Source organism: Terriglobus sp. ADX1 (assembly GCF_036877645.1).
Classification (GTDB): domain Bacteria; phylum Acidobacteriota; class Terriglobia; order Terriglobales; family Acidobacteriaceae; genus Terriglobus.
This window is the reverse complement of the sequence record NZ_JAEDXV010000003.1, coordinates 96,208-109,729: the sequence shown is the minus strand read 5'-3', so window position 1 is coordinate 109,729 and position 13,522 is coordinate 96,208. Positions and strand designations below refer to the sequence as shown.

Genomic DNA, 13,522 nt, shown 5'->3' with positions numbered 1-13,522 from the left:
AGGATAAAGATCAGATGTCCAAAACGCCTACTTACGACTGTATTGTGCTTGGCGCAGGAGCCGCCGGAATGTTCTGCGCGGCGCAGGCTGGCGCACGCGGACTGCGCGTGTTGCTGCTGGAAGCGGGCGAGCGGGCAGGACGAAAAATCCTGATCAGCGGCGGCGGTCGCTGCAATTTCACCAATATCCATGCGGGTCCTGCGAATTACCTCAGCGAGAACCCGCACTTCGCCAAGAGTGCCCTGGCGCGTTACACCCCGCGCGACTTCATCGCACTGGTGGAGAAATATCGCATTCCGTATCACGAGAAAACTCTGGGACAACTCTTCTGCGACGGCAGCGCGCAGCAGATCATCTCGCTGCTGGAATCGGAGTGCCGCAACAGCAATGTAGAGACGAAACTGCGAACAGCAGTGGAGCGTGTGGAGCAAATAGACGGAGGCTTTTGTGTGCACACCTCCACAGGCGAATTCACTGCCCGCAATGTCGTCGTGGCAACCGGCGGGTTATCCATTCCAAAGCTTGGAGCAACTGGCGTGGGTTATGACATCGCACGCAGCTTCGGCCTGCACATCGTGGAACCGCGTGCAGCGCTTGTTCCATTCACGTTGAGCGACACCGAACGCGAACTCTGGTGCGACCTTTCAGGTTTATCCGCGGAAGCAATTGCGACAACTGCACCACGTAAGAAAGGTGCGGCACCGAAGTTCCGCGAAAAGATCCTCATCACGCATCGTGGATGGAGCGGTCCTGCAGTATTGCAGATCTCGTCGTACTGGCGACCGGGTGAAGCCGTACATTTTGACCTTGCGCCGGGTGCAGAGGTATTCACTCCGATGCTTGCAGCAACTCACCGTCGCGATGACGCCACAGCGTTTGCACTGCTGCGCGCTCATCTGCCACAGCGCATGGCAGAACGTTGGCTATATGAGAACGCTCCACCGGATTGGAAAAACACATCCATCACCAAACTGGAAGAGCGACTACACGCATGGCCTGTAACTCCTGCGGGAACGGAGGGCTTTGCCAAGGCAGAAGTCACCGCAGGCGGTGTCAGCACGGCAGACCTGGACAGCACCACGATGCAGGCAAAGGCGGTCCCAGGGCTTGCCTTCATTGGCGAAGTCGTTGATGTGACAGGATGGCTCGGTGGTTACAACTTTCAATGGGCATGGGCCAGCGCCCATGCTGCTGCAATGGCGTTGTAGCTACTGCACCTTCAAGGTAAGCGGAACTGTGTGCGTAACACCCGCAGCCGTCGCAGAGACCGTGATGGTGTAGCTTCCTGACGGCGTGGTGCTGCTACCACCAGAGCCGCCCGACGAACCATCGTCAACCATCTTCCTGCCCGAACCGCAGCCCTGTGCACCTGCAAGAACAATGATCGAGATCAATGCAAGTGCTATGCCACGGGTAGCTCTTCGACGCATCAGCCACAACGGAAGCGGTACAAGTGACAGAAACAGCGATGTGCCAGTAATGGCATTTGCCGTGGTGCCCGTCAACAACGTCACCGTCACGGTGCCAGTCGCGGAGAGATCACGATACTGCGGCGTGATGGTGCACTTTGTTGAAGCAGGCACACCAGAGCATGCAAACGTTACGGCATCCGCCGTACTCACGGAAGGCCGCAGCAACAGCGCATAAACCGCACTCTGGCCGTTGTTGATCGTCGCAGAACTTGCGCCGCTGGCAACGAAACTGAAGTCGATCCCCATACCGGAGAGCTGCGCTATTTGTGTGACTGCGTTGCTCGTGATGGCAACGGTGCCCATACGTGCGCCGGCGCCATCCGGAAGAAACGCAATGCCCATCGAACAACTGTCACCAACAGGAATCGCAGTGGTGGTGGAACATGTACTGCTGCCAGCCACAATGCCGAAGTTGCCTGTAATTGTGACTGCGGAAATAAGCAGCGGAACGCCACCGTTATTCGTCAACGTCAATGTTTGCGCTGCGCCCACCGCACCAACGCCTGTGTTCGCAAAGGTAAGGCTGGAAGGCGCAAGCGAAACGCCTGCACCGGCGATCGCACTACCGCTGAGCGCAACCGTCTGTGCACGCTGCACATCGCTGATCTGTAGAACACCAGTTAGTGTTCCTAAGTGTTTCGGAGCAAACGCTACACTGACAGCACACGACACATGCGCTGGCAACGTTGGGCCGCAAGCATTGACCGCCGTGAAATCGCCAGCCAGTATCTGCGCACTCACCAATGTAAGAGGCACATCACCGTTATTCGTAAGGGTGATTGTTTGCGATGCGCTGGTGGTATTCACCACCTGCTGCCCGAAGGTGAGAGCCAACGCTGAAAGCGTATCGGTTGCGGGAGCTGTTCCCACACCAGCAAGAGGAACTGTCTGCGTCCCTGCATCGCTAACAACTGTGAGCGTTCCTGTGCGAGTGCCAGTTGCGGTGGGCTTGAAGACAACAGAAACAGTGCAGCCTACCTGCGGTGCCAAAGAAGCCCCACAGGTGTTTGCCTGCACGCTGAAGTCGCCGCTGGAAACGGAGATGCTATTCAGTGCGCCACTACCTGCACCGGTATTGGACACAGTAACGTTCGTGACCGCGCTGGTACTGCCGATACTCTGTGTTCCAAAATCGACGGACGTCGGCATCAGCGTTATGTTGAATGCGCCTTTGCCGTTGCCGGAAAGAGCAATCGCAGAAAGGCTACCGAGAACTCCGTTGCTATCGCTGGGAATGGAAAGAATACCCACATGCGCGCCGACCGACTTCGGTGTGAACGTCACGGAGAGAGTACACAGTCCACCACTAACAAGCGAAATACCATCGCAGTTGTTGCTCACAGCAAAATCATCTGTCGCCGTAACGCTGCCTAGTTTCAACGAGCCGCTACCACTGTTGGTCAGCACCACGTTGCGAACAGCCGTAGTGGTGTTCAGCGTGGTGTCATAAAAAGCAACGGAAGCGGGCGATACCGCAAGCGTGCCTGCCACGCCCGTCCCCTGCAAGGAAACAGAATGCAATGCATCCGCATCAGCAAGGGAAAGGATGCCGGAACGAATGCCAGCCGCTGACGGTGCAAAGACTACGGCAATGCTGCAGGATGCTCCGATCGCCAGGCTGCTGCCACAGCTATTCGACGCTGTGCGGAAGTCGCCGCTGATCGTTGCCGCAGTAAGCGTGGCCGCAGCCGTTCCATTATTCGTAAAGCTCACGGTCTGCGTTGCGGAAGTGCTGTTGACCGCAGTATTGCTGAAGCTGAGAGATGCAGGTGCAAACGCAACGGACGCACTCCCCTTACCTGTGCCAGTCAACGCCATAACGTGAGCAGATGTATCGTCCGCCAACGTCATGGTGCCGGCGCGCGCGCCATCGACCGCGGGCACGAACACAATCGTAATCGTGCAGCTACTACCCGCAGCGATGCTGCTTCCACAAGTGGTCGCGGTAACGCGGAAATCGCCCGTCGCTATTGGGACGACGAGACCGGTGGATGCATTGCCTGTGTTTGTTGCAGTGATGGTCTGGCTTGCACTCTGCCCCAATGGCACCGTGCCGAAATCAATGGCAGTTGCCGAAAGCCCCACCACAGCTTGCCCCTGTCCATTTCCACTTAAGGCGACAGTGTGTGTGCCTAATGCGTCTGTAAGAACAAGCGTGCCTGCATGAGCTCCGGATACTGTAGGTGCAAAAGTGATGGACAGCGTGCATGATGCACCTATCGCCAGCGAGGTCCCACAAGAATTGGTTGCAATACGAAAGTTTGCATCGCCGCTGATGCTCTGTCCGTTCATCGTCAGCACGGCTGTTCCGGAATTGGATATCTGCACCATCTGCGCCGCGCTGATACTGCCGACTCCGACATTGCCAAATGCCAACGTGGAGGGCGCAACAGTAACGTTCGCTACACCCTGGCCCGTTCCGTACAACAGGGTGGTTGCGACAGATCCGCTGAAAGTATCCGACAGGGTGATAAAGCCATTCCGTTGGCCATCTGTCGTCGGGGAAAAAACCACTGTCAACTGGCAGGAAGCGCCCGCATTCAGAATTCCATTGTTCGTCGCTGTAATGCAGGTATTTGCTGTAATACCGAAATCACCAAGGATCTGCGGGATCCCAAAAGATATCGCGGAACTTGAAGAATTTGTCACCGTGATGATTTGGCCCGCAGAGGTGTTATTCACTGCGGTCACAGGATAAGTAACCGATGCAGGCATCACGAGTGAACCAGAAGCCAGGCCTTGTCCAGAGAGTGCGATCGCATGGCTTCCTGCGTTGTCCACAAAGGTCATGGTGCCTGTGCGTAATCCGATTGCGGTAGGAACAAAGAATGCAATAACTGTGCAACTGCGTCCCGCATAAAGAACCGTATCGCAGGTATTGCTATAGACGCCGAAGTCTCCGGTGAAGGTCGGACCGACCAACGAACTGGCTGCGCTACCGGTATTCGAAATCGTGAACGTGCCGCCCACAGCGACGCCGACTGTCACGCCGTGAAAGACCAGAGACGAAGGCGAATACACGACATTCGCGACACCAACACCATTGCCATTAAGAAATACCGTGCTGGTCCCAGCATTGTTCGTCAGAGTAAGGCTGCCGTTATTCGCGCCATCCGCTGCCGGCGCATAAGCCACGGACAAGGTACACGTGGTACCTGCATCCAAGGTGGCTCCGCAAGTGGTAGCGGTCAGCCGATAACCAGTGCTGACGACCGGCGTATTCAGTGTTGCCAAAGCCGTGCCAACATTGCTCACCGTAATCGTCTGCGATGCGGAGACAGCATTCACCGCGACATCACCGAAAGAAACAGTCGTGGGCGAAACCAAGACCTTCGCCGCGCCAGTAGCTGTTCCGGCAAGTGTCACCGATGCGTAGCCGCCCGTAACATTCGCAAACACCTGCACGGTGCCTGTGATATTCCCTGCAGTAACGGGAGCAAAGCTAACGGTAAGAGTGCACGTACTGTTCACCGTCAGCGAAGTTCCAGAACAAGTATCGGTCTCCACGAAACCCGCGCTGGCAGACGCGCCCGTAATCTGCATCGCGGCAGTGCCAGTGTTCTTGAGCGTGACTGTCTGAGACGCGCTGGTCGTACCCACAGCCTGGGGGCCAAATGTAAGTGATGTCGACGAGAACGTGATTGCCGGTGCAGAGGTTTGACCTGCAGTGAGCAATGGAATCTGCCAGATGCCGCGACCGTAAGTGCCTGCGCGAAGCACACCCGCAATAGAACTTCCGGGAACGCTAATGCCCGGCGAAACAAACAGTGATGTAACGGGTGCGTTCGGCAACGACGTACCGTAGACACTCCAGCACGCTCCAGTGGTTCCACTCACAGCCGCGACACATGTGGTCACATCCTGCGCCACATACACACCCGTATCCATCGCAACGTAGACCACCACTGGATTATTGGGATCCACCACCACAGCATTTGCGGGAGCATTCGGCAGATTCGCCGAGATGTTCAGCCACGTGCCACCGCCATTGGTTGAACGATAGACATGTGGATAACCAAAGCCCTGAATCGTCGCATAGACGGTCATGCCCGTGGGATCGCCAGGGTCAACAGCAATGCTGGACACATCAAGTCCGCCTGCATTGAAGCGACGAGATGTGTCGTTGGTCACAGAGTTCGTTGTCAGATCAGTCCATGCGGTCGACGATCCCGCCGTAGGCGCCGACGTCATGCTGTAGATATGCCCCGCAGAAATGGAGCCGCCATCCAGCGTGCCACTCAGGCCCGCATACAACACGGATGAGCCGCTGTTCTGCGACCCACTACTTAGTTGCGTCTGTCCTCCTGCTGCCAGGGAACGAATCATTGCGTCAGTCCCATTGCAGGGACTATGCAACAACATGCTGCCCATGGGTGAACTGATCGCGTTCGATGTGCTCCACAGGCCTCCGCCATCTTCCGGCCCACGCCACACTCGGCACGTGCCCACCAACACATTCGTATTCAGCCCCGGATCAAGCAGAGCAGGTGGATCGGTAAGCGCAAGATCGCCACTCACCTGCGAAGATCCAATCGTCGCAACTCCACTAAAGTCTGTCGCAGTACAAAGCTTTCCATTCGTACATGCGTGCAGCGCCACACCCGCACCAGCCTGCAACAACCAGTTGCGACCGTTGCCTTGATCAATCGCCACTGCACCACTCTCAGCGGCATTCAACTGCGTCCACGGTGAAATAGCCGTAGCCTGCGCCAAGGTCGTACTCGCAGCACTTCCGTTCCCACCAAGAGCTGCAAGCAGCACATTCGCATCCGTCGGATCAGAGGCCATTCCCGCGACTTCTGCCAACGACCCCAGCGAGCCATTCAGATTGTCAAAGTGCGTGGCATCATCGGCACTGCACACTCCCGCCTGCTGTCGCACACCATCCAACGACCGCCACAAGCCACCATCGTTGCCAAAGAACATGGTGGGCGTCGCAGAGTTCCCCGCATTCACGCCCCACGCCACTGCATGCTGCGCCGGAGCCACACCCGCAGGAGCCGCGCATCCTGTAGTGGCATTGGTCGTATTGCGCAAAGAACATCCACCAGACAAACTGCAGCGATACAGATCAGATGTTCCCAGGAAAAGCAGCGTGTCATTCGTAGCAAGCGATGTAGCTGCAGGAATCGCCGTCAATGTCAGGTTGTAGTCACCCTGAGGAATACTGCCCGCGCTCTCGACTGCGGAAGTATCAATCTTGCTCGCCCATGCAACCGTTGTAGAAGCGCAGGCACTACCAGAGATTGCGCATGCATCCTGCCATAACCCCTGGCTGCCATTGTTCGGATCAACCGTCACGGCAAACATGTCGCCGGATGTTGGCTGCACGGCCAACGTGCCGCGAAAGATGGGGCATGACAACAGCCCATAATCACCGGGACGCGGAGGGCAATTCGCCGTCGTTAATCCCACGCCGGGCTGATTCGTCATGCGCGTCCACGTAACACCGTCGCTGGATTCGTAATATCCATGCGAACGAATCGCCGCGTAAAACTTTTTGCGAATCGGATTCCACACGACAGACGTAGCTGCATTGCCACGAAAGCTGGTGTAACTGGTGGTGCGGTTCTGAATGATAGTGCTGCCATCCTGAATGGTGGCAGGCGTCCATGTCTGACCTGCGTTTGTGGAATAGTAAAGACCACGCACGCCGGGATAGTTTGTTGCGCGAACGTTCGCGGCCTCTGCCGCCGATGACACCGCCACCACCACCAGTTGAGGTGACGTGGTGCTCCATGCAAATCCGGCAATGCCTTCCCCGTTGAATGAATAGCTGAGCGCCTGCGCCAGCGACCACGTCTGGCCGTTGTCACTGGAACGAAGAATGCCCTCACCGTAGTAGCTGTCCAACGCATCGTTCGGGTCGCCCGTTCCCGCAAGGATGACGCCTGTTCCTCCCGGCTGCACAGAAACGGCGCCAATGGAAAGCGAAGGTATCGCCGACGTTCCTGCGTTCGGAGAAAACACTGAAAGCGTATCGGTCAGCGGTGTAAAGCTAACCGAACTTGAAGCAGCATTCGTACTCTTCCAGACACCACCACCGGAAGTCCCCACGTAGAGCGTGTTGTTACTGACGTCATTCGGATCCAACGCCAGCGAAGTGACGCGTCCTGTAACCAACCCATAACTCAGCGATTGCACCTGCACCGGGCCAACCGCAGTCCACTGCGTCGTCAGCGAAGTCGCCTGCGCCTGAACCAGATTTGCCTGTTGTGCCTTTGCCGACACCAGCGCCGCAGCGGGCGAATCCTGTTGCGGTGCCTGATGCGACCGCACAAACGCCCTTGCTCTACGTGTAGCCGCGGCAGGCTCTTCCACCGCAGTTCGCGCACGCATAGCCTGTGCCGATTCCAATTGTTGGGGCTGAGCTACGCTTCCGGGAAAAGCAAAAAGGAGCGCAGCCACTGGTAAGCAGCTTGCAACAGGCCATCGCTGCAAACATCTCAAATGGCTTGTGGCATCTTTCCAAAACGGCAACGTACGAAATCCCCTCAAGCAGGAACCTGGTGGCACAGAAACGCGCACAAGTGCGCGTTGCACGGCATATGCCGCAACCCAGGGATACCTGTGAGAGAACTCTCAGTTTCAATAGCCACTGAAAGCAGAAACGGGGCGGAACCCGCCCCGTCTACAGCTCTTATGGCCGATGATCTACCTTGCTTGCTCGCTGATTCTTAGCAACGAACAATCTTAGGTGACTGAATATGACGTGTGGCGTTTCTCGAATCTACCACCAGCCTTGCTTCCGCAACAATCGTTTCCATCTCGTATGCGGAGTGGTCGGTAGCGATCAAAACGCAGTCAAATTCGCTAACTCGTTCTAGTGGTGTGGATTCCATGTTGAGAGCGTATTTACGACCGTGTCCCACTTTGGGAAAGAAGGGATCGTTGTAGCTCACATCACATCCCAAACCTTGCAATTGCTCGATGATGGCCAGCGACGGCGACTCGCGCAGATCGTCCACATCTGCCTTGTACGCCACACCCAACACCAACACCTTTGCACCCTTGGTGGCAACGCCCCGTGCATTCAACGCGCGAGCGACCTGCCGCATTACGAATACCGGCATGTCCTCATTGACTTCACCCGCAAGCTGGATGAAGCGCGTCGTGAAGCCATACTCCTTGGCCTTCCACGTTAGATAGAACGGATCAACCGGAATGCAGTGCCCGCCGATGCCGGGGCCGGGATAAAACGCCTGGAACCCAAAGGGCTTTGTAGCAGCCGCATCGATCACTTCCCAGATATCCACGCCCATCTTCATGCAAAGCTGTTTCAGCTCGTTCACCAGCGCGATGTTCACGCTGCGGTAGATGTTCTCCAGCAGCTTGGTCATCTCCGCTGTTGCAGGCGATGACACCGGCACCGTCTTCGTGAAGATGGAACCATACAAGGCGCAGGCTGCTTCCGTAGCCGTCTTGTCCATGCCGCCGACAACCTTGGGAATCTCGCGGCGAGGTGTGACCATGTTGCCGGGATCTTCGCGCTCTGGCGAAAACGCCACCAGGATGCCGTCAATCTGCTCTGTCTCTTCCGGCGGAGCAATCTGTACGTGTAAACCGCGCGCTGCGCCTGCCTCGGTGAGGATGCGCACCACAATCTCTTCCGTCGTACCGGGATAGGTTGTGCTCTCCAGCACAATCAACTGTCCTGCATGCACATAAGGCGCAATCGCATGGACCGTTGCTTCCACATAACTCAGGTCCGGTGCATGATGTTCCGTCAGCGGCGTGGGCACGCAGATGAGCACGGCATCCATCTCGGCGATGTGCTGGAAATCAGTTGTCGCGCGAAATCCTTTAGCCTGCGCAGCAGCAATATGTTCCGGCTCAATCCGCCAGATATAGCTGGCGCCACCATTCAGCGTGTCGACCTTCTTCTCGTCGACATCGAAGCCAGTCACGCGAAAGCCTTCGCTTGAAAACAGCAGCGTCAGCGGCAAGCCCACATAGCCCAGTCCAATGATGCCAACGCGGGCTTCGCGGTTTTGCACCCGCGCACGCCATGCTGCGAGCGTCGTTACTGCGGGAACGCTTCCGCCCTTGGTCGGTGTCTGTACGCTGTCTTTAATGTTGCCTGTCGCCATGCTGCTCCCAGATGCACTGTTTGCGCTAGCGAACGACGCCCGGCGAAACCGTCACCAAATACTTTTCACCATTGGACGCCCGGCAAAGCAGCAAGTTCCGCGCCTGGAGCGCCAAATGCCGCCAATCTTTTAAACAAATTGAAACAAAAGGGCTACGACCTGCGGGGAAGCTGATCGCAATACCATGCAACGGTGCGCTGCAGGCCTTCTTCAAAGCTCACCTGCGGCATATATCCAAGGGCTTGCCGTGCTGCTTCGATGCTCGCCAGAGAATCCTTCACATCGCCGCAGCGGGCAGGACCGTAGGCTGGTTCAAGCGGAGATTGCAGCAGTCCGGCAATCACGCGATAGGTTTCGTTCAGCGTGTGCCGCTCGCCGCAGGCAACATTAAATATCTGGCCAGCAACCTTCTCCGCCGGAGCTTCACTCGCCAGCAGGTTTGCTTGTACGGCATTCGCAACATAAGTAAAGTCGCGGCCCTGCTCGCCATCGCCATAAATTGTTGGATGTTCTCCCTGCAGCAGTTGAAGAATGAACTTCGCCATCACGCCGGAATACTCTGAGTTCGGCACCTGCCGCGGCCCAAAGATATTGAAGTAGCGCAGGCAGACCGTCTCCAGCCCATACACCTGCCAATAGCTCTTCATGTAGAACTCGCCTGCCACCTTCTGCACCGGGTAGGGCGCAATGGGCATCGGGATCATGGTCTCCACACGCGGAAAGCCCGGCTGATTGCCATACGCAGAACTGGATGCCGCATACACAACACGCTTCACACCAGCGGCACGCGCTGCCTCCAACACCTCAAATGTTCCTTCAATATTCGCCATATGCGAACTGCGCGGATCTTTTACGCTGCGAGGCACGCTGGGCAGCGCGGCAAGATGAAAGATCACCTCCGCACCATCAACGGCTTTCGCCAATGCATCACGATCCAATAACGACGCTTCTGTGAACTCGATGCGATCGCGTACCCCGGCAAGATTTTCCGCGCGTCCGGTCGCAAAATTGTCCAGTCCGCGCACACGCTCACCCCGCGCCAAAAGCGCGTCCACCAGGTGAGAACCGATGAACCCAGCAGCCCCCGTTACCAGAACCGTTCTCATTTGCCATTCAGTATCGCAGCAGGACATGGCAAAACGACACGCAACTTTTTGGTTGCACAATCCGACCGACGATGGGATAGTTAAATGCAACCTGGAGGTTGCGTAAATGCAGGACTGTATCGACAAGGAAATCTTCATTGAAGCGCCCGTTTCACGCGTGTGGAAAGCTGTCACCGATGCAAGCGAATTCAGCACATGGTTTGGAGTGAAGCTGGAATCGCAGTTCGCTGTGGGTGCCGTAATGGAGGGCATGATCTCGAATCCGAAGTACAGCCACATCCGTCTGAAACTGACCGTGGAGACTATTGAGCCGGAGACACGGTTCGTCTATCGCTGGCTGCCCTATGCTCTCGATCCCGATGTGGACTATTCCTCGGAAACACCCACAACCGTCACCTTTCACTTCTCACCATCCAATGGCGGCACACATCTGCGCGTAACGGAATGCGGCTTTGACAAGGTGCCGGAGTGGCGCCGCGAACTCGCCTTCAAGATGAACAGCAGCGGATGGGAACAGCAGGTGGCACGCATCCAGCGCTATGTTCTGACCGGATCACCCGATGCGTAAACCAGCAACATCCGATCGACTACGACAGCAATGTGTCCCTGTCTTTGCCGCGTTGGGCGATGCCACACGATTGTCGCTGCTATCGCGGCTGGGCGAAGAGGGCGAGCAATCCATCCAATCGCTGACGCAATCCACCAGCGTGACGCGCCAGGCCGTAACGAAACACCTGCACGTTCTGGAACGCGCCGGCCTGGTGCGCTGCCGGGAGCAAGGCCGTGAACGGCACTACGGCCTTGCCCCGAACGCGCTGGATGACGCACGCGATTACTTGCAAGCCATCGCACAACACTGGGACGAAACCCTGCTGCGCCTCAAAGCGCACGCAGAACGGCCCTAAGTGAGACAAAACAGCTAAGAAAGTGCCTTTTTCGAGGACGAAATCCCACAAAAAAGCAAAAATTCGGATTCTGACAAAGGCACGCTATAATCAAACCTGTCTCGCCGTTCCGCGCTGTTTCTGCGCGTTTTGAGCGCGCAAGACTCCGCGGAGAGTTGGCCGAGTGGCTGAAGGCGGCGGTTTGCTAAACCGTTATAGGGTCAAAAGCTCTATCGGGGGTTCGAATCCCCCACTCTCCGCCACTCCTGTCTTAGTTTCGTTTTCTCTTTCTAAGCATCTCGCGAATTTTGCCCGAAATTGTGCTGAAGTTTAGCAACTTTGGTCGTCTGAACAGGTCTGGAAAATCCTGACTTCCCGCGGCGGCTAGAACTTAAAGCCGCGCTGAATGAGCCGGATTCCGCAACCTTTTACGGGGAAGTGCTGGATACATAACTTATCCAGCACTTCGCCATATTGCGGAGGAGTAATCACTCCGTTCCTCCCGATTGAGGTATCACTTCCGAAAGCTGACTCACAGGACTAATCGATCGAACTCGACTCTATTTCTCATAGCCTTCCGTTTTCGCGAAGGTTCAAGGGTGCTGGAAAACTCAATGAACATCCTTGCGCTGGGGATCAGATACGTTGCAGTCGGAATGCTGCAGTGCGACGTGTCACGCATGCTTCCACCACAATCCCTTTAATGAATGGTTCCTCCATTCAAGGTGCGCTCGTGACCCGGAGTGAAGCCGACCAGCGCGTGCAAGTGATTCATCATCGGGTTAGGCGCTCTCCACCGAGATAGTGCCGATAAACGCATAAAGATTTGCTGAGACGAGACGCGGATGATTGAATGAAGCCATTGCGGAAACTGATTTCCATCTTGCTGCTGGCTGTCTTCGGCCTGCCGTTCGTCTCTCCACTCTTCGCTGCTACGGCAAAGAGTGAGTCGGACCTGCCTGCCTGCTGCCGCCGCAACGGAAAGCATCACTGCACGATGAGCATGGTGGCTCGTAGCCATGTCGCGAGCAACAAGTCAGAGTTTCGCGCACCATTAGAGAAATGCCCGTTTTATCCAGCCTCGCTCAAAGCATCCCAGCACTCGGATTTTGGGCTGACCGTATCGTCTGCCGTCTTTGGCGAGGTCATTAGTCATCCTGCGGTTCACACCCAGACGAAATCAAAGTGGCGCGTTGCTCACGAGCGTTCTCGGCATAAGCGCGGCCCTCCTTCCACCTCAGCTCTCTAGTCCCTGCTTGATCCGGTGGTTCCTCGCTTTTGCGAGATCCATGCTGGTAGAGTGCATCTCCTCCTGATGAAGGATGGCGAGTTGCACCTGGAGATCGCACAGCATAGCTAAGATTTGGCTCATTAGTATCCTGCTGCCGCTGACCCAGTGGCCTGTGGCGCAACGAGCGATACAGAAAAGCATGTGACGGAAGCACACCAGAAGGTGCGCCCAAAGTGTGTACGTTTCTCGATCGGATTCCTTCTTTTATGGGGATTGGTCGGACTGTACTTCCTATTCGTTAGTGGCTACATGAACGGCAATCACTCAATGACTTGATAAAACTTTGAGAAAGCTCATCTCCATCACGTTGGTGGCCCTGTTTGGCCTTCCGTTTGTATCGGTGCTCTTGGCGCTAATGCCAAGGAACGATGCAAACCTGCCTGCGTGTTGCAGGCGGAACGGCAAGCACCATTGCATGATGAGCATGGCCGAGCGCGATCCACTTTCTGATCATCAACCGGCGTTCTCGGCTCCACTGGACAAATGCCCTTATTGTCCCGCAGCAACAAAGGGCATCCATTCTTCAGGCGGCTTTGCTCCGCCATCTGCCCATGCCATCTATGCCGGACTCCTCAGCCATCCGGCAGTCGTCGTACAGACCGAATGCAAGCGACGCATCGCCAGCGAGCGAGCGCATGGCAAACGCGGCCCTCCAGCAGACAAGTCCTTCGCCTGAGTT

Annotated in this window: 8 protein-coding genes and 1 tRNA gene; 6 read left to right on the top strand and 3 right to left on the bottom strand. The window is 56.4% G+C overall.

Features of this window, described 5'->3' with window-relative positions:
• Positions 1-14: 14 nt before the first annotated feature.
• The gene (locus JAO32_RS03230) at positions 15-1,208 is read left to right on the top strand and encodes an NAD(P)/FAD-dependent oxidoreductase (protein ID WP_334237436.1); all 1,194 of its coding nucleotides are present in this window, start codon (positions 15-17) and stop codon (positions 1,206-1,208) included.
• Here JAO32_RS03230 and JAO32_RS03225 read toward each other — a convergent pair whose 3' ends face one another.
• From JAO32_RS03225 to JAO32_RS03215, 3 genes are all read right to left on the bottom strand, one after another.
• Positions 1,209-7,811 carry a choice-of-anchor D domain-containing protein gene (locus JAO32_RS03225; RefSeq protein WP_334237434.1) on the bottom strand — a complete coding sequence of 2,201 codons (6,603 nt, stop codon included), beginning with the start codon at positions 7,809-7,811 and terminating at the stop codon, positions 1,209-1,211.
• Positions 7,812-8,149: 338 nt separating this feature from the next.
• A complete protein-coding gene (locus JAO32_RS03220; RefSeq protein WP_334237432.1) occupies positions 8,150-9,562 on the bottom strand; it encodes a nucleotide sugar dehydrogenase in 1,413 nt (470 codons plus the stop codon).
• A gap of 152 nt (positions 9,563-9,714) precedes the next feature.
• Positions 9,715-10,668, bottom strand: a complete 954-nt coding sequence (locus JAO32_RS03215; RefSeq protein WP_334237430.1) for an SDR family oxidoreductase — start codon at positions 10,666-10,668, stop codon at positions 9,715-9,717.
• 106 nt (positions 10,669-10,774) lie between these two features.
• Here JAO32_RS03215 and JAO32_RS03210 point away from each other — a divergent pair, with 106 nt between their 5' ends.
• From JAO32_RS03210 to JAO32_RS03190, 5 genes are all read left to right on the top strand, one after another.
• Complete coding sequence (locus tag JAO32_RS03210) at positions 10,775-11,236, top strand: SRPBCC family protein (RefSeq protein WP_334237428.1); 462 nt, start codon at positions 10,775-10,777, stop codon at positions 11,234-11,236.
• Positions 11,229-11,573, top strand: a complete 345-nt coding sequence (locus tag JAO32_RS03205; protein ID WP_334237426.1) for an ArsR/SmtB family transcription factor — start codon at positions 11,229-11,231, stop codon at positions 11,571-11,573. Before JAO32_RS03210 ends, JAO32_RS03205 begins: the two co-directional genes overlap by 8 nt.
• A gap of 149 nt (positions 11,574-11,722) precedes the next feature.
• Positions 11,723-11,815, top strand: a tRNA-Ser gene (locus JAO32_RS03200).
• 590 nt (positions 11,816-12,405) lie between these two features.
• Positions 12,406-12,801 carry a hypothetical protein gene (locus JAO32_RS03195; protein WP_334237425.1) on the top strand — a complete coding sequence of 132 codons (396 nt, stop codon included), beginning with the start codon at positions 12,406-12,408 and terminating at the stop codon, positions 12,799-12,801.
• A gap of 457 nt (positions 12,802-13,258) precedes the next feature.
• Positions 13,259-13,519 (top strand): hypothetical protein, encoded by a 261-nt coding sequence (locus tag JAO32_RS03190; RefSeq protein WP_334237423.1) that lies wholly within the window; start codon positions 13,259-13,261, stop codon positions 13,517-13,519.
• Positions 13,520-13,522: the final 3 nt, after the last annotated feature.